At 74.8% G+C, this 26,598-nt stretch carries 17 protein-coding genes; 5 read left to right on the top strand and 12 right to left on the bottom strand.

The annotated features are described in order from the left end of the window. Positions 1–5: 5 nt before the first annotated feature. From ACF068_RS04875 to ACF068_RS04865, 3 genes are all read right to left on the bottom strand, one after another. Positions 6–3,233, bottom strand: coding sequence for an amino acid adenylation domain-containing protein (locus ACF068_RS04875; protein WP_392272730.1), 3,228 nt, complete (start codon positions 3,231–3,233; stop codon positions 6–8). A gap of 348 nt (positions 3,234–3,581) precedes the next feature. Further along, positions 3,582–4,508, bottom strand: a complete 927-nt coding sequence (locus tag ACF068_RS04870; RefSeq protein ID WP_392272729.1) for an NAD-dependent epimerase/dehydratase family protein — start codon at positions 4,506–4,508, stop codon at positions 3,582–3,584. Positions 4,509–4,567: 59 nt separating this feature from the next. Further along, positions 4,568–5,626: a saccharopine dehydrogenase NADP-binding domain-containing protein gene (locus tag ACF068_RS04865; protein ID WP_392272728.1), complete on the bottom strand. Its 1,059-nt coding sequence runs from the start codon at positions 5,624–5,626 to the stop codon at positions 4,568–4,570. Between the two features lie 115 nt (positions 5,627–5,741). Here ACF068_RS04865 and ACF068_RS04860 point away from each other — a divergent pair, with 115 nt between their 5' ends. Beyond that, on the top strand, positions 5,742–6,701 hold the full coding sequence (locus ACF068_RS04860) for a GlxA family transcriptional regulator (protein ID WP_392272727.1): 960 nt from the start codon (positions 5,742–5,744) through the stop codon (positions 6,699–6,701). Between the two features lie 45 nt (positions 6,702–6,746). On the opposite strand, the gene ACF068_RS04855 is transcribed toward ACF068_RS04860, so the two are convergent. The 3 genes from ACF068_RS04855 to ACF068_RS04845 form a co-directional block, all read right to left on the bottom strand. Further along, on the bottom strand, positions 6,747–6,890 hold the full coding sequence (locus ACF068_RS04855) for a hypothetical protein (RefSeq protein ID WP_392272726.1): 144 nt from the start codon (positions 6,888–6,890) through the stop codon (positions 6,747–6,749). Positions 6,891–6,949: 59 nt separating this feature from the next. Continuing rightward, the gene (locus ACF068_RS04850) at positions 6,950–8,323 is read right to left on the bottom strand and encodes a cryptochrome/photolyase family protein (protein WP_392272725.1); all 1,374 of its coding nucleotides are present in this window, start codon (positions 8,321–8,323) and stop codon (positions 6,950–6,952) included. A gap of 144 nt (positions 8,324–8,467) precedes the next feature. Next, the gene (locus tag ACF068_RS04845) at positions 8,468–10,033 is read right to left on the bottom strand and encodes an SDR family oxidoreductase (protein WP_392272724.1); all 1,566 of its coding nucleotides are present in this window, start codon (positions 10,031–10,033) and stop codon (positions 8,468–8,470) included. Between the two features lie 258 nt (positions 10,034–10,291). Between ACF068_RS04845 and ACF068_RS04840 the strand changes: the two genes are divergently transcribed. From ACF068_RS04840 to ACF068_RS04830, 3 genes are all read left to right on the top strand, one after another. Further along, the gene (locus ACF068_RS04840) at positions 10,292–10,738 is read left to right on the top strand and encodes a MarR family winged helix-turn-helix transcriptional regulator (RefSeq protein WP_392272723.1); all 447 of its coding nucleotides are present in this window, start codon (positions 10,292–10,294) and stop codon (positions 10,736–10,738) included. A gap of 134 nt (positions 10,739–10,872) precedes the next feature. Next, positions 10,873–11,433, top strand: a complete 561-nt coding sequence (locus ACF068_RS04835) for a quercetin 2,3-dioxygenase (protein WP_392272722.1) — start codon at positions 10,873–10,875, stop codon at positions 11,431–11,433. Positions 11,434–11,596: 163 nt separating this feature from the next. Beyond that, a complete protein-coding gene (locus tag ACF068_RS04830; RefSeq protein WP_392272721.1) occupies positions 11,597–13,654 on the top strand; it encodes a phosphocholine-specific phospholipase C in 2,058 nt (685 codons plus the stop codon). A gap of 18 nt (positions 13,655–13,672) precedes the next feature. Here the strand turns inward: ACF068_RS04830 and ACF068_RS04825 are convergent, their stop codons facing one another. Both ACF068_RS04825 and ACF068_RS04820 read right to left on the bottom strand, forming a co-directional pair. After that, entirely contained in the window at positions 13,673–15,067 is a 1,395-nt protein-coding gene (locus ACF068_RS04825; protein WP_392272720.1) for a sensor histidine kinase, read from the bottom strand. A gap of 10 nt (positions 15,068–15,077) precedes the next feature. Beyond that, entirely contained in the window at positions 15,078–15,755 is a 678-nt protein-coding gene (locus ACF068_RS04820) for a response regulator transcription factor (protein WP_392272719.1), read from the bottom strand. Between the two features lie 265 nt (positions 15,756–16,020). Here ACF068_RS04820 and ACF068_RS04815 point away from each other — a divergent pair, with 265 nt between their 5' ends. Next, entirely contained in the window at positions 16,021–16,266 is a 246-nt protein-coding gene (locus ACF068_RS04815; RefSeq protein WP_392272718.1) for a hypothetical protein, read from the top strand. 34 nt (positions 16,267–16,300) lie between these two features. On the opposite strand, the gene ACF068_RS04810 is transcribed toward ACF068_RS04815, so the two are convergent. The 4 genes from ACF068_RS04810 to ACF068_RS04795 are packed head-to-tail and all read right to left on the bottom strand — an operon-like array spanning position 16,301 to position 26,445. Further along, positions 16,301–17,086 (bottom strand): thioesterase II family protein, encoded by a 786-nt coding sequence (locus tag ACF068_RS04810; RefSeq protein ID WP_392272717.1) that lies wholly within the window; start codon positions 17,084–17,086, stop codon positions 16,301–16,303. Beyond that, positions 17,083–18,744 carry a condensation domain-containing protein gene (locus ACF068_RS04805; RefSeq protein ID WP_392272716.1) on the bottom strand — a complete coding sequence of 554 codons (1,662 nt, stop codon included), beginning with the start codon at positions 18,742–18,744 and terminating at the stop codon, positions 17,083–17,085. The genes ACF068_RS04810 and ACF068_RS04805 overlap by 4 nt, the downstream gene beginning before the upstream one ends. Continuing rightward, positions 18,737–22,858, bottom strand: a complete 4,122-nt coding sequence (locus ACF068_RS04800) for an amino acid adenylation domain-containing protein (RefSeq protein WP_392272715.1) — start codon at positions 22,856–22,858, stop codon at positions 18,737–18,739. The genes ACF068_RS04805 and ACF068_RS04800 overlap by 8 nt, the downstream gene beginning before the upstream one ends. Then, positions 22,855–26,445 carry an amino acid adenylation domain-containing protein gene (locus ACF068_RS04795; protein ID WP_392272714.1) on the bottom strand — a complete coding sequence of 1,197 codons (3,591 nt, stop codon included), beginning with the start codon at positions 26,443–26,445 and terminating at the stop codon, positions 22,855–22,857. The genes ACF068_RS04800 and ACF068_RS04795 overlap by 4 nt, the downstream gene beginning before the upstream one ends. Between the last annotated feature and the right edge of the window lie 153 nt (positions 26,446–26,598).

Raw genomic sequence — 26,598 nt, 5'->3', positions numbered from 1 at the left:
TCCTCTCACGGGGCGGGGATGAAGCCGGAGGCGTGGAACCGGCGGATGTAGGCGTCCAGGAGGCGGGCGTCGACCGGTGGGCAGGTCAGGCCGCTCCCCGCCAGGTCGGTCTCCAGGCCGGTACGGTCCAGCAGCGGCGCGTGGCCGGCGGTGGACAGCTCCTGCACCGTGACCGTGGTGCCGCCGGCGGTGGTCCCGGTGGTGAACAGTTCGGCGAACGGGCTGAAGGGGTGCGACGGCCGCCGCGCCAGCTCGGCGGTCATGGCGTCCACCCATTCCCGGTAGCCGACGGTGCGGATCCGGTGCCCGTGGGCGCGCAGCCGGTCCACCATGGTGCCGAGCACGGCGGGCCGCGGGTTGGTCAGGTGGTAGGTCCGGCCCACCGCCCGCCGGTGCGTGGCGAGGTGGACGACGGCTCCGGCGACGAAGTCGGCCGGCACCAGGTTCAGCGGGAGGTCGAGATCCGGGGCCAGACCGGTCTCGGTGATGACGCGGAAGAACTCGCACAGTGCCGCGCCGCTGTTCCAGGTGTGGCCGGTGGTGTCGCCCGACACCTCGTACGGCCGGTGGACGGTGACGGGCAGACCGGCGCGGCCCGCGCCCCGGACGAGTTCCTCGGCGACCCACTTGCTCTCGGTGTACCCCATGGACAGCAGCTCGACGTGGTTGAGCGGCGTCCGTTCGGTGACCGTCCGCAGGCCCGCGGCGCCCATGCCGTGGACCACCGCCACGGTGGACACGTGGTGCAGCGGGACCGCGCGGCGGGCCGCCAGGGCGATGACCTCGCGGGTGCCGTACACGTTGGCGGCGCGCAGCTTCTCGTACGGGTACAGGAAGTTGACCTCGGCCCCGCAGTGGTGGACCACGTCGGCGCGGGCGGCTTGCTCCTCCCAGTCCCGTTCGCCCAGGCCCAGGCGGGGCAGGGTGAGGTCCCCGACGAGCGGGCGCACCCGGTGCGCGGGCAGCGGCCGGGTGATGCCGTAGCGCGCCTGGGCCCGGACGAGGCGGTCCAGGGCGTGCGCGGAGTCCCGGGCGCGGACCAGGGCGTGGACGTCGGCGTCCGTACGGTCCAGCAGTTCACGCAGCAGATAGGCGCCGACGAACCCGGTGGCTCCGGTGAGGAACACGTGCCGGGGGGCCCGCCACCGCGGGCGGGGGGCGGCGCCGGTGACCGGCGGCATGTCCCAGTGGAGGTCGGGGCGCCAGCGGTCCACGGGCGCGGTCCGCGGTCCACGCGCCCCGGGATCACCCGGGTCGCCGGGAACCCCGGTGTCACCGGGATCCCGGGTGTCGCCGGCGACGGCTTCGACGGCGGCGGTGAAGGCCCGTACGGTCGGCTCGTCCAGCAGCCGGGTGACCAGCTCGTAGCCGTGCCGCTGGTCGATGCCCAGGGCCTTGCGCACGCGGGCCACGAGCCGGACCGCCAGGAGCGAACTGCCGCCGCACGCGAAGAAGTCGTCGTCCGGTTCGGCCCGGCCCAGTGGCAGGAGGTCCGCCCAGGCCGCCGCGACCGCGGCGGCCACGGAACCCGGCCCGGCGCCGTGCCCGCCGGGAGCCTCCGGGTCCGGGCCGGCGGCGCCGGTGCCGGCGACGCGGGCGGGGGCGGGGGCCGCGGGTGCCGGGAGGGCGGCACGGTCCACCTTGCCGCTCGGGGCGAGGGGCAGCCGGTCGAGCACGGTGAAGGTGGCCGGGACCATGAACGCCGGCAGCGCCTCGGTGAGGAACGTCCGCAACTCCGGTGCGGCGGGGGCCCGTCCGGGCCCGGCGGGGGTGACGTAGGCGTGCAGGGCGCGGCTGGTGCCGTCCTCGCGGGCCACCACGACCGCGTCCCCCACCTCGGGATGCCGGGTCAGGGCGGTGCGGACCTCCTCCGGTTCGACGCGGAAGCCCCTGACCTTGACCTGGTCGTCCCGGCGCTCGCAGAACTCGATCACCCCGTCGGCGCGGCGGCGCACGAAGTCACCGGTGCGGTACACCCGTCGCGGTCCGCCGCCCGGGGGTACGCCGGGTCCGGTGACGGGGTCCGACGCGGACGCCGGGTCCAGGGTGACGAACCGGCGGGCGGTCCCGTCCGGATCGTTGAGGTACCCGTGGGCGACGCCGCCCCCGCCGATGCACAGCTCGCCCACCTCGCCCGTCGCGGCGGGTTTCCCGTCCTCGCCGAGGACATGGCAGACGGTGTCGGCGATCGGGCGACCGACCGGGACGCACGTCGCGTCGGCGGCCACCCGGGTGACCTCGTGGGCGAGCGCCACACAGGCCGCCTCGGTGGGCCCGTACGCGTTGACCAGGTGCCGGGGCCTGCCCCGTGCGAGGACGCGGCGGGCGGCGTCGGGCCGCAGCGCCTCACCGCCCGTCACCACGTAGCGCAGCCCCGCGAACGTCTCCGGCCGCTCCCGGGCCACCAGGTGGAAGAGGCCGGTGGTCAGGAACAGCACGGTGATGCCCTCGTGCACGACGAACCGGTGCAGCGCGTGCGGCGCCAGCAGCACCTCCGAGGCCACCGGCACCAGGCAGGCACCGTTCAGCAGGGCCGGCCACGTCTCCAGCACCGAGGCGTCGAACGACAGGGCCGCCGCGTGCATCACCCGGTCCTCGGGGCGGACGTCCAGGAAGCCGTTGCCGAGCGCGAGCCTCGCCACCCCGCGCTGGGGCACCGCGACCGCCTTGGGGCGCCCCGTGGTGCCCGAGGTGAACATCACGTACGCGGGCGTCGTCGCCGCCGCGCGGGGCGGGGCGGGCGGGCCGGACGCCGCCGCCGCACGGGAGCCGCCGGCGTCCAGGACGTCCTGGTGGTCCAGCACCGGCACCCGGCCGGTCCCGGCCCGGTCCGTCCCCGGCAGCCGGACCACCACCGCCGCGCCGGCGTCCTCCAGCATGGCGTCCAGCCGGTCGGCCGGGAGCGACGCGTCCAGGGGCAGGTACGGGGCGCCGGCGTACGCGGCACCCAGGATCGCCACGCAGGACTCCGGTCCGCGCCGGCCCATGACGCCGACGACGGACCCCGGCCCCACCCCGTACGCCATGAGCCCCCGCGCGAACCGCTCGGCGAGCGCGGCCAGTTCGGCGTACGTGTGGCTCACCTCGCGCCCGGCCACCGCGCACCGCCGCGGGTGGGCGCGCGCCACGTCGGCGAACAGGTCCGCCAGTGACCGCTCGTAGGGGCCGGGGGTCGCGGGCGGGCGGGTGCCGGTGTACGTGTCCGCCGCTCGTGTCGCGCCGTCGGTGGTCATCGGACCGCTCCCCTCCCGGCCGCCTCCGCCGGTCTGCCGCCGTCATGATCGCGCCGCCCGTGCGGCCGACGGGATCGTACGGTCGCGGGGCGGCCGCGCGGCGGGCGCGCGGGGCGGGATCACCGGGCGGCACGGCCGCGCGGGAGGACGGGCGTCCGTGCCGCCACGGCCCCGGCGCGGCCGCAGGGCCCGGTGGGGGGCGTTTCGGCGGTGCGGCACGGCATCACAGGGGGACGGCGGGCGACGCCGGGAAAACACCGGCGTGTTGTGCGGACTCTCGCAGGTCGGGCGTCCTCCCTCCCGTGCCCGGTCCGCCTCCGGGGTGCTCTCGAACGGCGCCCCTTCGGCTCACCGGCCGCGCCACCAGGCCACCGTGGCCTCGACCTGTTCGTCCAGGGGGGTGGCCCGGACCGTGAACGCGGCCTCGTAGGCACGGGCGTCCAGGACGAAGGGCCGGTCGAACTGGTAACGAATCTCCTTGAGTTCACGCAGCAGCGGGGAGACGATCGCCCCGGCCGTGAGGACGGCCGGCGGCAGACGGCGCACCGCGACCGGCCCGGTGCCCGCCTCGGCGGCCAGCCGGGCGGCCATCTCCCTCACCGACAGGGCGGGTGCGGTCGGCACGTGCCAGGCACGCCCCCAGGCCCGCTCCTGGCCCGCGACCTCCACCAGGGCCCTGGCCACGTCGGGGACGTAGGTCCAGCTATGGGGGGCGTCCGGGTCACCGAGCGTGGTGACGGGCTTGCCGCGCAGCAGCCGTGGCACGACCCGCGCGGCGAGGTGGCCGCCGTCGGTCACGCCCGGCCCGAAGAAGTCCGACGCCCGGACCTCGACCGCCCGTATGCGGCCCCGCTCGTGCAGTTCGGCGGCCCGCTCCCATCCGGCGGCGCGCACCCGCCCCTTGGTGCCGGTCGCGGCGAGGGGCAGGTCCTCGGTGAGGGGGCCGTCCACCGGCCCGTAGCCGTAGAGGTTGCCCAGCAGGACCAGGACGGCCCCGGTCGCCTCGGCCGCCGAGCAGAGCGAGGCGACCAGCGGCGGCCACTGCGCCGCCCAGCGGTGGTAGGGCGGCGCGGCGCAGCCGTGGATGGCGGCCGCGCCCCGTGCGGCGTCGCTCAGCCGCTCGCCGTCCCTCGCGTCCAGCGCGAGGTGCTCGATGCCCGGCTCCGGGGCCCTCCCCGACCGGGTGACGACACGTACGGTATGGCCCTGACGGGCCAGCAGCCGGGCGGTGGCCGCCCCGGCGGGCCCGAACCCGATGACGACATGAAGACTCATCCGCGCACACTAACGCGCGTGCCGCGCACGGCCTCGGGTGGTCCCCGGTCGCCCGGGGCTCATGTGCGGGCGGGCTCGCCGGACTCGACCGGACCCAGCTCGAACGACAGGTGCGGGGACAGCGCGCGGAGGAAGCCCGGAGCGTCGAAGGCCTCCCCCGCGGTGGCGGCACCGGTCCTCGTGACCTCTCCGGCGAGGACGCGCAGGGTGGCCTCCACGGCGAGGGGCGCGGTGACGGCGTAGATGTCCCGGCCACGGGCCACCGCGCGGCGCCGGTCGCCGCCGGAGCGCACGACGACGTCGACGAGGAACGTCTGGTCGGAGCGCCCGCGCTCGTCGGCCGGCACCGGCGCCGTGGCGTCCGGGTCGAGCACGTCCCGTACCGCTTCGGCCGTCATGACCGTGTGCACCGCCCGGGTGGTGACGTGGCGGGGGATGGTGACGCTGTCCGCGGTGGTGAACTCCCCCACCACGTCCCGTTGGCCGACCGGTGCGGGGTAGGTCCACCGCCCGGTGGGCGCCCGGTCGGTCCGCAGGTGCAGCCGGCCGTCCGCGAACACCAGGCGCCGCCCTTCGCGCCGGCTCCGGGAGACCCGGGAGGACTTGCGGGTGCCGGACGTGGGGTGCCAGCTACTGAGCGCGTACGCCAGGTGGACCTCGTCCACCTGTGCCCAGGTGCCCGCCGCGGCGGTGGCGAGCAGGTCGCCGAGGCCGCCGTAGAAGGCCATCGCCGGTACGACGAGGACGCCGGCGTCCCGGGCGGGCCCGTCGAACCGCGCGAACGTGTCGGCCACCGCCTCCACTTCGGCCGCCACGTCGACGTAGGGGATCCGTGCGCGCAGGGCCGCCTCGATCACGGGCGCGGTCGTCGCGGCGAACGGTCCCGCGCAGTTGATCACCGCCGCGGCGCCGGACAGCGCGGCGTCGAGGGCGGCGGCGTCGTCCACGGACGCCTGTCTGACCTCCAGGCCGGGGAACGACTCCGCGAGCGCGCGGAGCCCGTCCGGATCCCGTCCGGACAGGACCGGGTTCAGTCCCCGCTCCACCAGCTCCGCCACCACGAATCGGCCGGTGTGCCCGTAGGCGCCGTAGACCGCGACCGTCTGAGTCGTTCCCATCGGATGTCTCCCCTTTTCCGTTCCGACCACACGCATCGATCACTGGTGCCATCCTGCTGCGGCCGGGGCGCCGGCCGGGAGTGGCGGCAATGCCCGCACCCGTACACTTTCGGACATGAGGACCGTCGCGCTGGCCGTTTCCGCCGGAGTCCCGCACTTCGAACTCGCCGCCGCGTGCGACGTGTTCGGCGTCGACCGCTCCGACCTGGCCGACCCCTGGTACACGTTCACCCTCTGCGGCCCGGCCGGGGCACGGGTCGGCGAGCGGTTCCGCCTGGAGCCGGACGCGGGCCTCGACCGGCTCGTCCACGCGGACACGGTGATCGTCCCGGCGTGCGCCGACCCGGACGAGGACCCGCCCACCGAGCTGGTGGACGCCGTACGGGCCGCGTACGACGCCGGGGCCCGGGTGGCGTCGCTGTGCACGGGCGCCTTCGTGCTGGCCGCCGCCGGGCTGCTGGACGGACGGCGGGCCACCACCCACTGGATGCACGCCCCGGCGCTGGCCGCCCGGTACCCGCGCGTCCGGGTCGACCCGGACGTGCTCTACGTGGACGACGGCCGGGTGCTCACCTCCGCCGGCAAGGCGGCCGCCATGGACCTGTGCCTGCACCTGGTGCGCCTGGACCACGGGGCGGCCGTCGCCAACCAGGTGGCCCGCCGCCTGGTGGTGCCGCCGCACCGGGCGGGCGGCCAGGCGCAGTTCGTCGCGACGCCGCTGCCGGAGCCGCGCGACCGGTCCCTCGCCGACCTGCTGTCCTGGGCGATGCGGCGCCTGGACCAGCCGCTCACGGTGGAGCAGTTGGCCCGCCGGGCGAACATGAGCTCCCGCAACCTGGCCCGCCACTTCACGGCGGTCACCGGCACCACTCCGCTGCGGTGGCTGCTGACGCAGCGCGTCCACCGGGCGCAGGAGCTCCTGGAGACCACCGACGACACCGTCGAGTCGATCGCCGCGGCCACCGGCCTGGGCACCGCCACGACCCTGCGCCGGCACTTCCACCGCAGCGTGGGCGTGCCCCCGGACACCTACCGGCGCACCTTCCGCAGCGCCCGCCCCGGCGGTTCCGGCTGACCCGCCGGGAGCACGCCGGGGCGTACGCGCACACGCCGGTTCCGCTCAGCCGGCACCCGGGGGCAAGCGGGTCCCGTCGTCGCCGGTCCCGTCACCGGTACCGGCCGCGTCCCCGGTGCCGGCCGCCTTCCGGGCCGGACGGGCGCGCTGGTGGGCCCGCTCCCCCTGCGGCCCGAAGAGGACGTCCATGCCCGCCACCTTGCCGAGACGGCCCGGGGCCGTGCAACCGCCGCGGGCGGCGGCGGGCGTCAGGACCGGCCCCGTGCCTGCCGGAAACGCGCGAGGCCGGCGTCGAGGTCGATCAGGGGCGGGGGGTAGTCCAGCGCGGCGCGCTCGGCCTCGGGCAGCCGCCAGGGCTCGTGGACGCGCCGCGGGTCGACGGACCGCAGTTCGGGCACCCAGCGCCGTACGTACTCCCCTTCCGGGTCGAACCGCTTGCCCTGGATCACGGGGTTGAGCACCCGGTGCGGCCGGGTGTCGGTGCCCGTGCCGGCGATCCACTGCCAGTTGAGCTGGTTGTTGGCGACGTCGCCGTCCACCAGGAGGTCCAGGAAGTGCCGGGCGCCGATGCGCCAGTCGACGTACAGCGTCTTGGTGAGGAAGCTCGCCGTGAGCAGGCGGGCGCGGTTGTGCATCCAGCCCTCGTGGCGAAGCTGGCGCATGGCGGCGTCGACCACGGGGTAGCCGGTGCGGCCATCCCGCCACGCGGTGATCTCCTCCGCCGCCTCCTCGGGGGTGCGCCAGCGGTCCTGGCGCGTCCGGTAGTCACGGACGGACGCGGCGGGACGGGCGGCGAGGACCTGGTAGTGGAAGTCGCGCCAGCAGAGCTGCCGTACGAAGGCCTCGCCGCCCGGCCCCCCGTGCGCCGACGCCCGGCGCGCGAGCTCCACGGGGGACAGCGCGCCGAAGTGGAGGTAGGGCGACAGGCGGGAGGTGGCGTCCCCGGCCAGGTCGTCCTGCCGGTCGGCGTACGCGGCGAGCCCGGAGCGCGTCCAGCGGGCGAACCGGTCCCGGCCCGCGGTCTCCCCGCCCGGCCCGAGGCCCGGCGAGACGCCGGTGACGTCGTGGCGGGACGGCGGGTCCTCCCCTCGTACGGCTGCGGGGACGCGGACCGCACGCGGCGGGTCGTAGGGGTCCCGCAGGGCGGCCTGGGACCAGCGGCGGAAGAACGGGGTGAAGACGGCGAAGTGGTCCGAGCCCGCGGGGGTCAGCACACCGGGGGCCACGGCCGTGATCACCGAGTCGTGCACGTGGAGGGCGACGCCCCGCGCCTCCAGTTCCCTGGCGAGCGCCTCCTCCCTCCGGTGGGCGTAACGGGTGACGCCGGCCGCGAGGTGGACCTCGGTGGCCCCGCACTCGGCGACGACGGCGGTCACCTCCCGCACCACGGGTCCCGAGCGCACCACGAGCCGCCCGCCGCGCCGGCGCAGACCGGCGTCGAGGTCGGCGAGGCAGTCGGCGAGGAAGGCCCGCCGGTTGGGGGCGTCGAAGCCCGCCGCACGGATGCCGGGGTCGAGCACGAAGAGCGGCACGACCTCGTCGGCGGCGCGCAGCGCCGCCCGCAGCGGTGGGTGGTCGTGCAGGCGCAGGTCCGAGGTGAACAGGACGACCGCGACGGTCATGGCGCCACTCCTGGGGGCACGGGGTGAACGGGGTGAACGGTGAACGGGTGAACGGGCGAACGGACGGAGAGCACCGGGGCGCACGGAGCGGAGGCGGGGTGCGGGGCGGGGGCGGCGGCCGTACGGGGTGCCGGGCGGCTCCCGTCACCTCCGGGCGGTGTGCCTCCTCCGGACACGCCGTCCCGGGGGGCGGGTGCCGGCGCGGGCCGCCATGCCCTTCGCCGCCGCCTGGGTGATGTTCCGGGCCATCCCCCCGAAGACCACGGCGTGGAAGGGCGACACGCTCCACCAGTACAGGTGCCCGGACAGGCCGCGCGGGTGGAACAGCGCCCGCTGGCGGTAGCGGGTGCGGCCGTCTCCGTCGGTCTCGGCGTACATCTCCAGCCAGGCGAGGCCCGGCAGCCGCATCTCGGCGCGCAGCCGCAGCAGGCGCCCCGGCTCGATCTCCTCCACCCGCCAGAAGTCGAGCGAGTCGCCCACCCGCAGCCGCTCGGCGTCCCGGCGTCCGCGCCGCAGGCCGACGCCGCCGACGAAGCGGTCCAGCCAGCCCCGGACGGCCCAGGCCAGCGGGAAGGAGTACCAGCCGTTGTCCCCGCCGATGCCCTCGACCACCCTCCACAGGGCCTCGCGGGACGCGTCCACGGAGAGGTGCCGCTCGTCCTGGTAGAGGCTGCCGCCCGCCCAGTCGGGGTCGGTGGGCAGGGGGTCGCTCGGCGCCCCGGGCACCGAGGCCGAGGACCAGCGGGTGGCGACCTTCGCGTCCCGCACCCTGGTCAGCGCGAGCTTCAGCGCCTCGTCGAAGGGCAGCGGCCGGCCGGGGCCGTCGGGCACGTACCGCGCGATGTCGTGCTCGTGGCAGACCACCTCGTGGCGCAGCGACTCGGTCAGCGGGCGGGCGATGGACGCGGGAACCGGCGTCACCAGGCCGATCCAGTGGCTCGACAGGCGGGGGGTGAGCAGCGGTACGGGAAGGATCAGACGGTGGCGCAGTCCGGCGACGGCGGCGTAGCGGAGCATCATGTCCCGGTAGGTGATGATGTCCGGCCCGCCGACGTCGAAGGCGCGGTTCACGTCGGAGGGCATCCGGGCCGAGCCGACGAGGTAGCGCAGCACGTCCCGTACCCCGATGGGCTGGATGCGGGTGTGCACCCAGCTCGGGGTGACCATCACCGGGAGGCGCTCGGTCAGGTAGCGCAGCATCTCGAAGGAGGCCGAACCCGAGCCGATGATCACCGCGGCCCGCAGCACGGCGGCGGGCACGGGCCCGTCGAGGAAGATCCGCCCGACCTCGGCGCGGGAGCGCAGGTGCGGGGACAGCTCGTGTTCGGGCACGCCCTCGGGTGTCAGTCCGCCCAGGTACACGATCCGGCGCACGCCCGCCGCGTGCGCCTGCTCGGCGAAGACGCGCGCCGCCGTGCGGTCCGTCTCCTCGAAGCCCGCCCCGGTGCCGAGCGCGTGCACCAGGTAGTAGGCCACGTCGACACCGCGCATCGCCCCGGCGACGGACGCCGGGTCGGTGACGTCGCCCCGGACGGTCTCGACGTCGTGCGCCCAGGGGTGGTCGCGGAGCTTGGCGGGGGTACGGGCCAGGCAGCGGACCCGGTGTCCGGCGGCCAGCAGCGGCGGTACCAGCCGTCCGCCGATGTAGCCCGTCGCACCGGTCACCAGGCAGTGCAGCCCCTCGCCGTGCTCAACCCGTCCCGTCTCCACGGTCCGCTCCTTCCCGGTCGTCCGGCATGGTGCCCCTCCGGCCGATCATCACCGCAACGCCGCTTCGGTGCCTGTCGTGGCCCCGTACGACTTCCCCCCGGGACGCCCGGCCGGATGCACGGGCCCGGGTGCCGGCTCCGCGCCGCGCGCGGCCCGCGCCGGCCGCCGGAATCCGCGCTCCGCCCGGCCGGCCCGGCGATGCCGAGGGGCGGCGTCGAGCGGCGGTTATGCTCGCAATCCCCTGTCTTTAGAGGAGCCATGAGCGAGCCCGCACCGAACCTGCCCCAACTGCTCGCCGAGGCCAAGCGCTGGTTCGAAGAGGCGCTGCTGGCCAGCATGCGGGCCGCCGGCGAGCAATCGGTGACCGCGGCGCAGGCCGGGGTGTTCGCCGTGCTCGCCGATGAGGGAACTTCGATCTCCGAGCTGGCCCGCAGGATCGGGGTCACTCGGCAGACCGCGCACCAGGCCGTGCGCAGCTTGGTCGCCATGGGGCTGCTGGAGCAGGTGCACGACCCGGCTTCCGGCCGTAGCAGCCTGGTCCGCCCCACCGCCGAAGGCAGCCGGGTGCATCGGCGTGCCCTGGCCGCGATCGCCGTCATCGAGGACGTCCTGGCCGACCGGATCGGCGCCGCCACGGTCACCGCGTTGCGGGAGGGGCTGGGCGCGGCTCGGGGAGAGCCGCCGATTGTCGAGGTGCCCCGGTAGCCGCGGTCGTCCGCCGGAACGGCGCACACGAGGGGCGGGGGTGGCCGTCCCACCGGCCGGGGCCTGCCCCGACCTCAGGGGGAAGAGACTGTCAGGTAGCCTGACAATCTCTTCCCCTTTTTCGGAGGTCTCCCATGACCATGGAGTTCGCCACCCGGCACCGCTCCCGCTCGCACATTCCCACCGAGCCGGGCGTCCCCTATTTCCTCGAGAAGGGCATGGGCGACCGCGCCCACCTGATCGGCGACCTGGTCACCGTCTACGCCGGCGGCGAGCAGACCGAGAACGGTTTCAATTTCTTCACCGTCGAAGGCCCCAAGGGCGACCTCATCCCCACCCACGTCCACGCGGACACCTACGAGGTGTTCTACGTCACCGACGGCGCGGTGCGCCTGTTCGCCGAGGACCTTCGGGGCGAGCAGCATGAAAAGCTGCTGACCAGCGGCGACTTCGGCTTCGTGCCAAAGAACTGTCCGCACGCCTACCGCATAGAGCGCCACCACAGCCGGGTCGTCGGCGTGGCCGCCGGCGCGGGAACCACCTTCGAGCGGTTCTTCGAGAACCTCGGCGCGCCCACCGAGGAGGTCACCCTCCCCCACCAGCCGCGCTTCCCCGGTCCCGAGAAGTGGCGCGCCGCGGAGGAGAAGTTCGACGTGCGCCACCTGCCCGACCACCGGTGGCGCACCGGCGAGTGACCGTTCGGCCGGCGCGTCGCCACGGCTCGGAGGGGTGCCGCACGGGGCGTTCGCCCGCCGTACGGCGGGCAGTCATGGAGCGTCCGCCGTGCGGTACCCCACGCACGTTGTCCTTGGGGCGCCCCTCGCCGCCGCCCCCTCACCCGCAGAGGTCAACGCACCCATGGCAGATCTCAACCGCCGCCGCTTCCTCCAACTCGCCGGGGGCACCGCCGCCCTCACCATGCTGTCGGACAGCATCGCCCGGGCCGCCGCCATCCCCGCCCAGGGCGGCACCGGCACGCTCCAGGACGTGGAGCACATCGTCGTCCTGATGCAGGAGAACCGTTCCTTCGATCACTACTTCGGAGCGCTGCGGGGCGTCCGGGGCTTCGGCGACCCGCGCCCCGTCACCCTGCCCGGCGGCAGGTCCGTCTGGCACCAGGCCGATGCCGCCGGCAAGGTCACCCTGCCGTTCCGGCCGGCCGGCGACGACCTCGGCATGGAGTTCCTCCAGGGCCTCAACCACGACTGGGCGGGCGGCCAGAAGGCGTTCAACAAGGGCAGGTACGACCAGTGGGTGCCGGCGAAGACGGCCACCACCATGGCGTACCTGACGCGGGACGACATCCCCTTCCACTACGCCCTGGCCGACACGTTCACCGTCTGCGACGCGTACCACTGCTCCTTCATCGGCTCCACCGACCCCAACCGCTACTACCTGTGGACGGGGCACACCGGCAACGACGGCTCGGGCGGCGGTCCGGTGCTCGACAACGCCGAGGCCGGCTACGGCTGGACGACCTACCCCGAGCGCCTGGAGGCGGCCGGGGTGTCCTGGAAGGTCTACCAGGACATCGGGGACGGTCTCGACGCCACCGGCCACTGGGGCTGGATCGGGGACGCCTACCGCGGCAACTACGGCGACAACTCCCTGCTGTACTTCACCTCCTACCGCGACGCCCGGCCCGGCGACCCGCTGTACGACAAGGCCCGCACCGGGACGGACGCCAAGGCGGGCGACGGCCTGTTCGACCGGCTGCGCGCCGACGTCGGGGCCGGACGCCTGCCCCAGGTGTCCTGGATCGCCGCCCCGGAGGCGTTCTCCGAGCACTCCAACTGGCCGTCCAACTACGGCGCCTGGTACATCGCCCAGGTGCTGGACGCGCTGACGTCGAACCCGGACGTGTGGGCGCGTACCGCGCTGTTCATCACGTACGACGAGAACGACGGCTTCTTCGACCACGTCGTACCGCCGTACGCGCCGTCCGGCCCCGCCGAGGGCCTGTCGACGACGCCGACCGCGCTCGACCGGTTCCCCGGCGGGACCGGGTTCGTCGCCGGGCCGTACGGGCTGGGCCCGCGCGTGCCGATGCTGGTGGTCTCGCCCTGGAGCACCGGGGGGTACAACTGCTCCGAGACCTTCGACCACACCTCGGTCATCCGGTTCATGGAGCGCCGCTTCGGGGTGCGCGAGCCCAACATCTCGCCCTGGCGGCGCGCCGTGTGCGGTGATCTGACCTCCGCCTTCGACTTCGCGCGGACACGGACGACCCCGGCCGCGCTGCCGCCGACCGCCGGCTACTACCCGCCGGATCGCGAGCGCCACCCCGACTTCAGGCCGACCGCCCCGGCCGTCGGCACCATGCCCCGCCAGGAGCCGGGCAGCCGGCCCACCCGTCCGCTGGCCTACGCCCCGTACGTCGACGGTGCCGCCGACACCGCCGCCGGCACCTACCGGCTCACCTTCAGCGGCGGCCCGGCGGCCGGCGCGCACTTCCACGTGACGTCCGCCAACCGCACCGACGCCCCCTGGACCTACACCACCGAGGCGGGCAAGTCCCTGACGGACACGTGGAACACGCGGTACTCCAAGGGGGTCACGGACCTGACCGTCCACGGGCCGAACGGCTTCCTGCGCCGCTTCCGCAACCCCGGGAAGGCGGCCGGCCCGGAGGTCACCGCCCGCCACAACGGCACCACCGGCAACCTCGACCTGACGTTCACCCACGCCGGCACGGGCGAGGCCCGTCTCACCGTGACCAACGCCTACGGCGGCGGGGCGCACACCGTCACCGTCCCCCGGGGGGCGACCGTGCGGCACACCGTGGACCTCGGCGCCGGCGGCCACTGGTACGACGTGACGGTCACCGCCGCCACCGCCGACTTCGTACGCCGGTTCGCCGGCCATGTGGAGACCGGCGCCCCCGGTATCAGCGACCCGGGCATCCTCACCACCTGACCGGGCGGGGCGGGCGCGTCAGGCCGGTTCCCGCCGGCTCCACGGCGGCAGGGTGACCCGGGCGTCCACGCCCCGGGCCGGCGGCGCGGCCGGCACCAGGCGCAGGGAGCCGCGGTTGGCCTCGGTCAGGGCGTTGGCGATCGCCAGGCCGAGGCCGGACCCCTCCCGGTCGGCGGAGTTGCTGCCGCGCCAGAAGCGGTCGAGGGCGCGCCGGCACTCGTCCGGGGTCATGCCGGGGCCCTCGTCCCTGACCCGGATCCGGACGGAGCCGCCGCCGGTGCCGTAGCGGACCAGAACGCGCTGCCCCTCCTCGGACACGTGGAGGGCGTTGTCGATCAGGACGTCGAGGATCTGCTCCAGGTGCCCGGGGACGGACGCGCAGACGGCGGGGCCGTCCCCGGAGGCCACCAGTTCCACTCCCTTGCGGGCAGCCGCCTCGCTCCAGGCCGTGATCCGTTCCGCCACCACCGTCGCCACGTCGGTCCGCTCCTTGGGCTGGTCGGGGCCCTGCGCCCGCGCCAGGCGCAGCATCTGGTCGAGGATGGCGGACAGCCGCTCGGCCTCGGCGACGGCCTGTTCGAGCTGCCGGGCGCCCTCGGGCCTGATCCACGGTTCGAGCGCCTCCACACGCAGCCGCAGCGCGGTCAGCGGGTTGCGCATCTGGTGGGACGCGTCGGCGGCGAACGCCCGCTGGGCGTTCAGCAGCGTGATCAGCCGGTCCGCCATCCGGTCGAACGCCTGGAAGAGGCGCCGGATCTCCGGCGGGCCCTGGGTGCAGCGGGCCCGGATGTCGTACGCGCCGTCGGCGATGGCCTGGGCCGTCCTGTCGAGCCGTTCGATCGGGCGGAGCAGCCAGCGGCTCAGCGGGATGCCCGCGAGCGCCACGGCGGTGAGCGCCAGCGCCCCCACGGCCAGCAGGAGCAACAGGCGGTGGACGATGTCGTCGCGCAGGGAGGTCGTGGAGACGACGGCACCGACCGCGCCGACGACCATCTCCCCCCGGTAGGCGGGCTCGGCGTAGAGCACGGGGTCGGGACGCAGCGTGGTCCGGCGGTCGTTGGAGATACCGGTGGGGATCCCGCGCACCGCCCTCGGCAGGCGCGGGCCCAGTGCCCCGGTCACCTCGCCGGCGGGCGCCCGGGACGTCAGGACGGTCCGGCCCTTGTGGTCGACGACCACGATGGCGGTGTCGTAGCGGCGGTCGTAGGCCCGGATACGGTCCTCGAGGTCGTCCGGCGACTCACCGGTGAGGACGGTCGCCGCGTCCTTGGCGAAGTCCTCCACCGCCTGGTGGCGCACCATTTCGAGGTGGTGGTACTCGTTCATGGAGTAGCTGAGCGCCAGGGGCACCCCCAGGACGAGCAGGATCAGCGCGGTGAGCGACAGGTACGTGAACATCAGCCGTATCTGCACGCCACCGGCCTCACTGGTCGGGCTCGACGAGACGGAAGCCCACCCCGCGGACGGTCTCGATCCACCGCTTGTCCCCGAGCTTGGCGCGCAGGGCCGAGACGTGGACGTCCAGGGTGCGACTGGAGCCGTACCCGTTGTCCTCCCACACACGCTCGATGATGGCGTCCCGGGTCCGTACGGCGCCGCTCTCCTCGGCCAGCATGGCGAGCAGGTCGAACTCCTTGGCGGTCAGCGACAGGGAGCGGCCGGCGAGGGTCACCTGGCGGGCCCGGACGTCGACGGACAGCGGGCCCACGTCGAGGAGTGGCCGGGGTGCGGCCTCGGCGGCCGGGCGGAGTCCGCTGCGCCGGGTGACCGCCTCTATCCGGGCCAGGAGTTCGCGGATGCCGTAGGGCTTGACCACGTAGTCGTCGGCTCCGGCCTTGAGCAGCAGGACGCGGTCGAGTTCCTCCGAGCGCGCGGTCACCGCGATGATGGGGACCGGCGAGAAGGCGCGGATCCGGCGGCAGACCTCGTAGCCGTCGAGATCCGGAAGGTTTAAGTCCAGGAGGACGAACTCCGTCGCCCCCGCCATGTCCACCGCACGCGCGCCGGTCGGCACCCATGTGACGGCGTGACCGTGCTGCCCGAGGATCTCCGACAGTGCGTCAGCCACGCGCTCGTCGTCCTCAACCAGAAGTATGCGCACGAACGTCCACCGAGTCCTCTTCCGGAGGCTACCCCCGGCCCCCTCCGTGGATCTTAGATGAGAAATCGCCGGACGTGACCGTGCGTCCGTGAGGCGCATACCGGTCGTGACGGACGGCAGGCGGGAGGACGGGCCTCGGAAGGTGCGGCGCGGGGAGGCGCGCGCAGGGCGGTGACGTCCGTTTTCACCGCTCGGCACCTTCCCGTACCGCTACGGCTTAATGTGGGCAATGATCCGCAGTCCGCATCACGGGAGGCAGGCCACGGTGCCTTGGCCACTACCCACTCGCAGCAGCAGAAGCAGCCGATCGGCTCCGGGCTGGCTCCTGCTCACTCCCGCCCTCCTGCTGCTCCTGCTGGCGGGCTGGCTGCTGCTGGGCTTCTACCTCTCGCCCCGGCAGGACACCAAGGGCTGCGCGGGCGAACGGGCGCCGGGTGAACGGCCGCCGGGCGAGCGGGCGCAGTGCGCCAGCTCCCGCGACACGCCGCTCTCCGGAGCGCACCGCTCCTAGGAGGGAAACGACCTGGGAAGGACACGACGGCAGTTCAGATGTGCACACCCGCTCCGGCCGGCAGCAGGGGACGGAGCCGGTCGCGGACGAGACGGACGACGGCGTCCTCGGCGTCCCGGAGGAAGAAGTGCCCCCCGGGGAAGGTGTGCAGGGTGCAGGGGCCCGTCGTGTGGCGGTGCCAGTCCTCCCCCTCGTCGCGGGTCACCCTGGGGTCGTCCTCGCCCAGCAGGACGGCGACCGGACAGCTCGGCTCGGGGGCCGGGTGGTGGCGGTAGGTCTCGATGGCCCGGTAGTCGACGCGTACGGCGGGCAGGACCAGCCGCAGGACGTCGAGGTCGTCGAGGACCTCCGTGTCGGTGCCGCCCAGCGAGCGCAGCTCGTCCACCAGCCCGGCGTCGTCCAGGAGATGGGCGCGCTCGTCGCGGTGGCGGGAGGGGGCGCGGCGGCCGGACGCGAAAAGCTGGACGGGCGGGGCGCCCAGCCGGTGTTCGAGCCGTCTGGCCGTCTCGTAGGCCAGCACCGCGCCCATGCTGTGCCCGAACAGCGCGAGGGGCCGTTCGTCGAGGACGGGCCGGAGGGCTTCGGTGATGCCGTCGGCCAGCCCGCCGATGTCGTCCAGGGCCGGCTCCGACCGGCGGTCCTGGCGGCCGGGGTACTGCACCGCGAGGACCTCCACGACCGGGGACAGCCCCTTGGAGAAGGAGTGGAAGGACCCCGCCGCACCCCCCGCGTGCGGGAAGCACACCAGCCGGAGGGGTGCCCCGGGCGCGGGGTGGAAGCGCCGCAGCCAGCGGGTGTCGGTCGGTACGGGCGTGCTCACGGCGCTTCCTCCCCGGTACGACCGGACGTCCCGGCCGCCGTCCCCGCCGTCACCCCGGCGGGCAGCGACCAGGCGTCGTCGTCGGCCGCCAGCCGGCCGAGCAGGTCCTCGTAGGCGCGGAGCATGTCCTCCATCAGCCCGGCGGGGAACAGTTCGTCCACCGCGTCCCAGGCCAGCAGCACCTCGTCGTCGACCTTGTAGACCTGGTGGTCCAGCCATACCTGGGGGGTCTGCGAGAGCATCCAGGTCCACTCCCCCAACTCGCCGCGGACCTCGGGGCGGACGAACGCCGAGCCCAGGTTGCACGCGAACACGACGGGCGCGCCGACGCGCCGGCCGCCGTTGGCCCGGCGCAGGTCCTGGAGGACGTTCAGGGTGGAGTACTGGGCGTGGGAGACGTTCTCCTGGATCTGCCGCTGGAGGTCCCGCACCCGTTCGGCGAAGGGTGCGGGCCGCCGCAGGTCGACCGCCAGGAGCACCAGGTTGGTGAAGTCGGCGACCATGTCGTTGACGGCCGGGTCCAGGGGCTGCCGGTCGAACAGGGGCACGTTGAGCAGGAAGCGCCGCTCCTCGCTCCACGCCCCCAGCACCTCGGCGTAGGCGGTCGCGAGGACCATGGCAGGGGTCAGTCCGTGCCGGCGGGCGGCGGCGGTGATGCGGTCCCAGGCCGGTGCGCCGACCCGGAAGGAGCGCCGGGAGAACACCGGCCGGGTGATCCGCTCGGGGGGCACGGCGAGGGGCAGGCGCGGCCCGGACACGGGCAGCCCGGCGATCCGCTCGCGCCAGTAGGCGCGGGCGGTGGCCAGCGGGCTGCCCGGTGCGGTGGCGGAGCCGCACCAGGCGCGGTGGTCCCGGAGGTACTGGGCGAAGCCGTAGGCGGGCGCCGCGGGGAGCTTCCCGGGGTCCCGGTAGGCGGTCGCCAGGTCGGCGAGGACGATCTCGATGCTGGCCACGTCGGCGACGAGCAGGTCGATGTTGACGTGGATGCGGGTACGGCCGCCGGGGAGCAGGGAGAGCTGGACGTCGAACACCTCGCCGCGGGAGACGTCCAGCAACCGGTGGGACAGCCGCGACCGCAGCCCGGCGAGGGCCCGCTCGGCGTCCTCCGCCCCGGAGCGGCCGAGGTCGTGCACGGTGAGGCCGGTCCAGGGGCTCTCGTCGAGGACGACCTGGCGGCCGTCGTCCAGGAACCGGGCGCGCAGCATGCCGTGGCGGGCCAGGACCTGCCGTACGGCGGTCTCCAGCCGGTCCGGTGCGACGCCGGCCCCGTCGAGCTCCAGGTAGGCGTGGCAGCCGACGCCCCCGAGGGTCATGCCCTCGCGGCGCCCGATCCAGTAGGCGCGCTGCACGGGGGTGAGGTCGAAGGCGGCCGAGCCGTCGACGGCGGGAAGCGGCGCCGCGGGGGCTGCCGCCGGGGGGCCGGGGGTGGCGGCCGTGGCCGTGAGCAGGGCGTGCCAGTGCGCCACGGTGGGCTGTTCGGCCAGCTCGCGGAAGGTGACGGAGGCCCCGGCGCGCCGCCATCCTCCGGCGAGCTTCATCATCCGGATGGAGTCCATGCCGTGCCCGATCAGGTTCGCCTCGTCGGGGATCGAGCCGGGCTCCACACCGAGGACGTCGGCGGCCGCGCGCCGGACGTCGTCCTTGGACAGGTCATTCATGGGCGGTCCTTGCCAGTGTGTGAGGGAGGCCTTCGGGGGTGCGCTGCCGGGGCGCCCGGAGTGCCGGGGTCCGGCCGAGCCACGCGGTGATCCGGGCCGCGACGGACGGCAGCACTCCGGGGTCCACGATCGAGTAGTGGTCGTACGGCCAGACCTCCGCCTCCAGGCCGGGGCAGACGGCGCGCCACGCGGGCACCGGGTCGGGCCGGTCCACCTCGCCGGCCACCAGCAGCAGGGTGGGCACGGTCGAGGCGGCCACCCGGTGGGCGGCCAGCACGGCCAGGTTGTGGGAGTGCACGCGCACCAGCAGCTCGTACCGGCGTGCGGCGGCCTCGGGGGGCAGCCAGCCGTGCTCGGCCGCGAGCCGCGCCCCGGTGTCCGCGAGGCTGCCGGGCGGCGCCTGTTCTATCGCGGTCCGCACCGCGCCGGGCAACCGCCCGCCGGCGAGGTCCGCGAGGAACTCCAGGTGCCGCTCGGCCTCGGTGGCGGGTGCCCGCACCTCCGACACGTCGCTGTCGAGCATCACGACGGCGGCCCGGTGGCCCTGGGCGGTGAGCTGCCGGGCGACCTCGTGGGCCAGCACCCCGCCCATGGACCAGCCTCCCAGCAGGTATGGGCCTTCGGGCCGGACGCGCTGGAGTTCCTCGCGGTAGGCGGCGGCCATGGCGGGCAGGTCGGGTGCGAGTGCCGTGGCCGATCCCTCGGCGAGGGCCCTGCTCTGGAAGGCGTGGACGCGCCCCGGCCAGACGCGCGCCAGCGGCGTGTAGCTGGTGACGGAACCGCCGACCGGGTGGAAGAGGAACAGTTCGCCGCCGGGGTCGGCTGCGGTGCCGGGGGCCGCTGCGGTGCCCGGGTCCGCTGCGGTGCCGGGAGCCGCTCCCCCGTCGGGGCCCGCGCCGGTGCCGGGGCCGCCGGCCAGCAGCACCCGGCAGGAGGCGACCCGGTCGCGTTCCTCGATCCGCCCGGCGAGCGCCCGTACGGTCGGGGCCTCGAAGACCTCGCCGAAGCGGAGTTCGACGCCGAGCTCGGTGTCGATCCGGTCGATCATCCGCAGCGCGAGCAGCGAGTTGCCGCCGAGGGCGAAGAAGTCGCCGTCGGGTTCGACCGCCGGCAGGTCCAGCAGTTCCGCCCACAGCGCGGCCAGCCGGGCGACGAGCTCGCCGCCGGCCGTGCCGTCCCCGGCGGTGGCCGGGTCCGGTGCCGTGCGGGCCCGGTCGGCGGCGGCCAGCGCGGCGGCCACGTCGACCTTGCCGTTCGGTGTCAGTGGCAGCCGGTCCAGCACGTGGATCCGACCGGGAACCAGGTAGTGGGGCAGCAGGGAGGCGAGATGGGCGCGCACCTGCCGGTCGTCGAGCCGCTCGCCCTCGCCGGGGACGACCAGCGCCACCAGGCGCCGCTGTCCGCCGGACCCCTGCACCCCGCTGACCACGCACTCGCGCACGGCGGGGTGCTCGCGGGCGGCCGCCTCGACCTCGCCCGGCTCCACCCGGAAGCCCTGGATCTTGAGCTGCCGGTCCTCGCGGCCGAGGAACTCGATGGTGCCGTCCGGCCGGTAGCGGCCGAGGTCGCCGGTCCAGTAGAGCCGTTCACCGGTGTCCGGGTGGCGTACGAACCGCTCGGCGGTGCGCTGTTCGTCCCGCCAGTAGCCGGCACCGAGCCCCACGCCGCCGATGTGGATGCGGCCGGCGGCCCAGGGCGGCCGGAGGCCCATCCGGTGGTCGAGGACCTTCATGGTCTGGTTCCGCAGCGGAACGCCGTAGGGGACGCTCTGCCAGTCGGGGTCGGTCTTCCCGATCTCGTGGATGTTCGACCATATGGACGCTTCGGTGGCCCCGCCCATGGCGATGAGCCGGACGTCCGGCCACAGGGCCCGCAGCCGGTCGGGCAGGGCGAGCGGGATCCAGTCGCCGCTCATCAGGAAGGCGCGCACGGGCGGTGCGTCCGCGGGCCGCTTCTCCACCACCTCGGCGAGCATCTGGGCGAGTGCCGGGACGGAGTTCCAGACGGTCGCCCCGTAGGTGGCCGCCGTCCGCGCCCAGCCCGTGGGGTCGGGCCGGGAGGAGGCGGCGGGCAGCACGAGGGCCGCGCCGGCGGCGAGGGCGCCGAAGACGTCCCACACCGACAGGTCGAAGCTCAGGGAGGAGATGCCGAAGACCCGGTCCTCCGGCCCCAGGGCGAGCCGCTGGTTGATGTCGGCGACGGTGTTGACCGCCGCGCGGTGCTCGATCATGACGCCCTTGGGCAGGCCCGTCGAGCCGGAGGTGTGGATGACGTAGGCGAGGTCGTCCGGTGCGCCCGCGGGGGCGGGCAGCGGCTCCCCGCCCGGCCGTACCAGGTCCACGGACAGCACGGGCCGGGTGCCGAACCGCTCGTCGCCGAGGCCGGTGTGGGACTGCGCCAGCACCGCCGGGGCGGCGCAGGACTCCATCAGGTGCCGCACCCGGTCGGCCGGGAGGGCGGCGTCGACGGGGCAGTACGCGGCACCGGAGCGCAGCACGCCGAGGACGGCGACGACCTGTTCCCAGCCCTTGGCCATCACCACGGGGACGACGTCGCCGCGGCCCACGCCCCGGGCCGACAGCCAGGCGGCCACGGCTCTGGAGAGGAGTTCCGTCTCGCCGTAGGTGAGGGTGCGGGCGGCGGAGACGACGGCGGGGTCGTCCGGCCGCGCCGCCGCCCGGCGGAGGAAGCCGTACTCCAGCCGTTCCGCCGGGGCGGGCCCGGCCGCCTCGTTGAGGGCGGCGACCACGGCCCGGTGGCCGGCGGGCACCGGATCCGGTTCGCCCGCCGCCCCGTCGGGACCGGCGAGGGCGTCGAGCATCCGCCCGTACGCCTCGAACATCATGTCCGGGAGGCCCGGTGGGAAGGCCTCGTCGACGACGTCCCAGACGCAGTCCACGCCGCCGCCGGTCCCGTCGTGCAACTGGTTGTCGACCAGCACCTGCGGGGTGCGCAGGTCGCTGGTGACCTCCCGGCACGCCAGCCGTTCACCGGCCGGCGCCGCCGGCTCCCGCCGTCCGGCCGGGGACGCGGCCTTGAGCATGCTGGTGAAGACGTAGGGCAGGGCGGCCCGCGAGGACCAGCCGCGCCGGGCGGCCAGTTCGCGGGTGATGCGTACGCCGGAGACGTCGGCGTTCTGGAGGTCGCGCAGCACCTGCTTCTGGAGGCCCCTGGCCCGTTCCCAGAAGTCGCCGGGCCGGGCGAGGTCCACTTCGAGGGGCAGGGTGGCGCCGAACTGCCCCATCACCCCGGCCATCTCGGGGCGGCTGGTGGCCCAGTTCTGGTGCAGCATGTTCAGGCTGAAGCGGGGGGTGTCGGCCCAGGCGCCGAGCACCTCGGCGAACACGTGCAGCAGCGCGGTGGTGGGGAGGATCCGGTGCCGGCGGAACGCGGTGCACAGCCGCTGCCACTGGGCGGCGCTCAGCCGGTGGGTGCGCCGGGTGAACCGTACCGTGCCGATGGCGGAGGGCTGGGTGGCCAGCGGGAGCCGGGGGGCGTCCGGGAGGGTGTCCAGCCGCTCCTCCCAGTACCGCCACTGCCGGTGGTACTCCGGTGTGTCCTCCTGCTCGGCGAGCCTGAGCCGGCACTCGCGGTAGGTGAGCCCGGGCGGCGGCAGCTCGGCGGTGGGGTCGTGGTAGAAGGTGCGCCACTCGTCGATCACCTGGCGGATGCCGCGGCCGTCGAGGAGCAGCAGGCTCATCGCGAGGTGGACACGGAACCGCCGGGGGCGCACGCGGTGGACGACGAGGTCGAACAGCGGCCAGTGCGCCGGGTCGACGCCCTCGTCGCACATGCGCCGGCGGGTGGCGGTGAGCCGGTCCTCGCGCTCGGGGCCGCCGAGGCCGGTGAGGTCCTCCACGACGAGCCGGTACGGCAGGGTCTCCCGTTCGCCGAGGACCCGTTGGGTGCCGCTGCCGTCGACGACGGTCCGCAGGTGGCCGTGGCGGCGCAGCAGCCGGTCGACGGCCCGTTCGGCGCGGGCCGGGTCGAGGTTCACCATGTCGAGCTCGACGTAGTAGCCCGGGCGGAAGCCGCCCAGTTCGACCATGCGCGACATGCCGACGACGTACGCCTCCTGGAGGGGCGTCAGCGGGAAGGGTGCGTGGTCGGTCATCCGTCGGCCTTCGCGTCGCGGGACAGGATCACGGCGAGCTCCCTGATCGTCGGTGCGTCGAACAGCATGTCGATGGCCTCGTCGCCGGTCCGCTCGACGCCGAGGTCGGTCCGGAAGCGGCCGGCCATGCGCACCGCGTGGAGCGAGTCGCCGCCCAGGTCGAAGAAGTTGTCCTCGACGCCGAACTCGTCGTGGCCCAGTGCGTCGCGCCAGATCTCGAACAGCCGCCGTTCGAGGTCGGTGCGCGGTCCGGTCCGCCGGTCGGGCGCCGACTCCTTCCACGGGGTGGGCAGCGCGGAGCGGTCGACCTTGCCGTTGGCGCTGAGCGGCAGTTCGTCGATGAGCAGGTAGTGGTGGGGGACCATGTACTCGGGGAGCAGGTCGCCGAGGACCTTGTTCAGCGCCGTGAGGTCGAGTGAGGTCCCTTCGGAGCCGGTGCCCGCGATCAGGACGTGCTGGACGAGGGCGTCGACGGCGGGGGCGCCGTCGGGCACCGGGACGACCCGGGCGAAGCCCGCCGCCGTCAGGTGCTCCTGCCACTGGGGGACGGTGAGGAGTGTGGCCTCGCGCTGGTCCTGGTAGTTCCCGAAGCCTTCGAGGAACGCGAAACTGATCATGTTGAGGGGGGAGTTGAACGTCCCCTCGATCAGGACGGCGATCCCGCCGGGGGCGAGCAGCCCGCGGAGGGCGGCCAGGGTGCGGGTCAGGTCCTTGGCGTCGTGGAGGACGTTCGCCGCGACGACGACGTCGGCGCCACCGGGGGCGAGGCCCTGGGTGCCGGGGTCGGCGTCGATGTCGAACAGCCCGTAGGTGACGAAGGGGTACGTGTCCTCGTAGCGCTTCCTGGCCGTCTCGGTGAACGCGGTGGACAGGTCGGTGAAGTGGTACTCGGCGCGTCCGGCGGGCAGTTCGGCGAGGACGGCGTCGGCGGTGGAACCGGTGCCGGCGCCCACCTCCAGGATCCGTGCCGTGCGGTCGCCGGGGAGGCCTTCGACGAAGCTGCGGACGGCGCGGGCGGCGATCCGGTTCTGGAGGCGGGCGGCCGGGTTGGCGGCGTACAGGGCCTCGGTGACGCGCCAGTCGCCGTCGGGCAGGAGGAGCTGGAGGGGGCGTACCTCGCCCCGGAGGAGGGGGAGCTGGCGCTCGACGCACGAGGTGAAGTACTCCAGGAGCACCCCGTCGGAGCCGTCGGCGCTCAGGTCCGCGAGCACGGCGGTGATCTCCCGGTCCAGGGCGTCCGCGTCCAGGGCCCGTTCGGCGCGGTACTCGCCGGGCCGGCCGGTGGCGCGCAGGTCCCCCCGGTCGGCGAGGACCGCCATCCACTGGGCGACGAGTCCGCGGTACAGGGGCTTGACGCCGCGGCGCTCGACGACGTCGTCGGCGGTGGCCGTCCCGCCGTCGCTGGTGAGGACGCCGAGCCGGGCGAGGTTGCGGGCCATGACCGTGGGGGCGAGGGCCTCCAGACGGTGCCACAGGTCGCGGAAGGTGCCGATGGCGGGCGCCAGTTCGGCGGTGGCCCGCCGCAGTTCGTCGCGGGCCGCGTCGAGCACCGTGGGCCAGGTGACCGTGGTGTCGGTGCCCGTGCCGGGACCGGCGTGGACGTCGCCGGCGGTGTCCGTGCCGGTCGCGGTGCCGGTCGCGGCGGCCGAGCCGTCCTCGGGGAGGACGTAGGCCACGAGCTGGCCACGGCCGGTGGCGGGGTTGGTGTCGACGGTGACGAGGGCCTCGCCGACGCCGGACTGGCGGCGGAGGACGGCGGCGATCTCGTCGAGCTCGATGCGGTAGCCGTTGACCTTGACCTGGGTGTCCTCCCGGCCGAGGAACTCGATGTCGCCGCCGGGGAGGTAGCGGCCGAGGTCGCCGGTGCGGTAGAGCGTCTCACCGGTCCTCGGGTGGACGATGAACCGCTCGGCCGTCCGGACCGGGTCGGCCCAGTAGCCCTGGGCGACTCCGGTGCCGCCGATGAGGATCTCGCCGGTGGTCCACACGGGGCAGGGGTCGAGGGCGTGGTCGAGGACGTGCAGCGTCTGGTTGGCGAGCGGCGTGCCGTACGGGATGCGGCTCCACTCGGGCGGCACCTCCCCGACCGGGAAGTGCACCGACCAGATGGACGCCTCGGTCGCCCCGCCCAGGCTGATGACGCGGGCGCCGGGGTACGGGGCGCGGATCGCGTCCGGCAGGGAGACCGGGATCCAGTCGCCGCTCAGCAGCACCAGTCGCAGCGGCGCGGCGGCGGGGGGCGGGACGGGGGCCTCCAGCCAGACCCGCATGAGCGCGGGGACGGAGTTCCAGATCGTCACGCCGTGCCGTTCGACCAGGTCCGACCAGTGCAGCGGGTCGTGGACGCGGCCGGTGGCCGGCATGACGACGGCCGCTCCGGCGGCGAGCGTGCCGAACACGTCGTAGACGGAGAGGTCGAAGCTGAGGGACGACAGGGCGAGCACCCGGTCGGCCGGGCCGACGCCGAAGCGCCGGTTGATGTCCTGGACGGTGTTGGCGGCGCCACGGTGGTCGATGACGACGCCCTTGGGCTGACCCGTGGAACCGGAGGTGAAGATCACGTAGGCCAGGTCGTCGGGGGTGGGCGCGACGTCCAGCGGTCCGGCGTCCGCCTCCCGCACCTCGGGGTCCTCCAGGGTCACCAGCCTTACGCCGGCGGGCCATTCGAGCCGGTCGCGCAGTACGGGTGTGGTGACGACGGTGCGGACGCCGCCCTGCTCGATGAGCTGGGCCCGCCGGGCGGCGGGCCACTGCGCGTCGATGGGCAGGTAGGCGGCGCGCGCGAGGGTGACGCCCAGGACGGCGGGGACCTGCGCGAGGCCCTTGTCGACGACGACGGCGACGAGTTCGCCGGGGGCGGCGTCGAGGGCGGTGAGGCGGCGGGCGAGTCTCCGGGCGCCTTCCACGACCTCGCGGTAGGTCAGCCGGCCGTCCTCGGCGAGGACGGCGACGGCGTCCGGGGTGGCGGTGGCCCGGGCCTCGACCAGGCCGCAGAGCGTCGTGGCGGGGATGTCGGCGGCCGTGTCGTTGACGGCGTCGCGCTCCTCCCGCTGCCACCTGGGCAGGGAGGCGGTCCTGCCGGGGGCGTCCCACAGACCGGGGTCGCGGGCGAGCCGGGTCAGCAGGTCGGTGCAGACCGCCGTGATGTCCTCGGGCAGGCCGTCGGGGAACGCCCCCCGGCGGGTCTCCCAGGTCACCGCGAGGCCGCCGTCCTCCTCGGTGAGACGGCAGCTCAGCAGCGGCGTCCCGGCCGGTGCGTCCGGTGCCGTGCCGGCCACCGGACCGTCGTCGAGCTGCCGGCCGACCCGGCCGGCCCGTACGGCGAAGGAGTCGCCGCTCCCGGGCGCCTCGAAGGTGAGGGTGCGGGTCCCGCTCCCGTCGGGCACGACCAGGTCGAGCGAGAAGTCGGGACGCTTCGACCACAGGCGCAGCACATCGGCGGCGGCGGCCGCCGCGGCGACCGCCGGGGCTATGTTCCGGCCGGTCGATATTTGCGTGAAGGAATCCCAGTCCGGCCGCTCGACCAACTGCCCGTATTGCATGGTCCCGCCGTCGTCAGCGGTGTCCGTGCGTGCCACCGTCGGCATTTCCGGAGCGGACGGGAGGTCTGTCAGCAGCAACTGCATGGCTTCGCCACCTCTTGCAAAAGAATGATTCGGTGCCATTTACGGAACCTGTCCCCTACTTTTCCTCACGCGGCGGCGGATTTTCACACCGCGGCGGAGAGTGCTTTCCGGACG

This window comes from Streptomyces sp. NPDC016309 (genome assembly GCF_043077235.1).
In the GTDB taxonomy this organism is placed as follows: Bacteria; Actinomycetota; Actinomycetes; order Streptomycetales; family Streptomycetaceae; genus Streptomyces.
This window is presented reverse-complemented; position numbering and strand designations above follow the sequence as displayed.

What these genes read in the sequence shown, in the direction of transcription:
- ACF068_RS04875 (WP_392272730.1), bottom strand. Translation starts at nt 3,233, where the DNA reads ATGACCACCGACGGCGCGACACGAGCGGCGGACACGTACACCGGCACC.
- ACF068_RS04870 (WP_392272729.1), bottom strand. Translation starts at nt 4,508, where the DNA reads ATGAGTCTTCATGTCGTCATCGGGTTCGGGCCCGCCGGGGCGGCCACC.
- ACF068_RS04865 (WP_392272728.1), bottom strand. Translation starts at nt 5,626, where the DNA reads ATGGGAACGACTCAGACGGTCGCGGTCTACGGCGCCTACGGGCACACC.
- ACF068_RS04860 (WP_392272727.1), top strand. Translation starts at nt 5,742, where the DNA reads ATGAGGACCGTCGCGCTGGCCGTTTCCGCCGGAGTCCCGCACTTCGAA.
- ACF068_RS04855 (WP_392272726.1), bottom strand. Translation starts at nt 6,890, where the DNA reads ATGGACGTCCTCTTCGGGCCGCAGGGGGAGCGGGCCCACCAGCGCGCC.
- ACF068_RS04850 (WP_392272725.1), bottom strand. Translation starts at nt 8,323, where the DNA reads ATGACCGTCGCGGTCGTCCTGTTCACCTCGGACCTGCGCCTGCACGAC.
- ACF068_RS04840 (WP_392272723.1), top strand. Translation starts at nt 10,292, where the DNA reads ATGAGCGAGCCCGCACCGAACCTGCCCCAACTGCTCGCCGAGGCCAAG.
- ACF068_RS04835 (WP_392272722.1), top strand. Translation starts at nt 10,873, where the DNA reads ATGACCATGGAGTTCGCCACCCGGCACCGCTCCCGCTCGCACATTCCC.
- ACF068_RS04830 (WP_392272721.1), top strand. Translation starts at nt 11,597, where the DNA reads ATGGCAGATCTCAACCGCCGCCGCTTCCTCCAACTCGCCGGGGGCACC.
- ACF068_RS04805 (WP_392272716.1), bottom strand. Translation starts at nt 18,744, where the DNA reads ATGAATGACCTGTCCAAGGACGACGTCCGGCGCGCGGCCGCCGACGTC.
- ACF068_RS04800 (WP_392272715.1), bottom strand. Translation starts at nt 22,858, where the DNA reads ATGACCGACCACGCACCCTTCCCGCTGACGCCCCTCCAGGAGGCGTAC.
- ACF068_RS04795 (WP_392272714.1), bottom strand. Translation starts at nt 26,445, where the DNA reads ATGCCGACGGTGGCACGCACGGACACCGCTGACGACGGCGGGACCATG.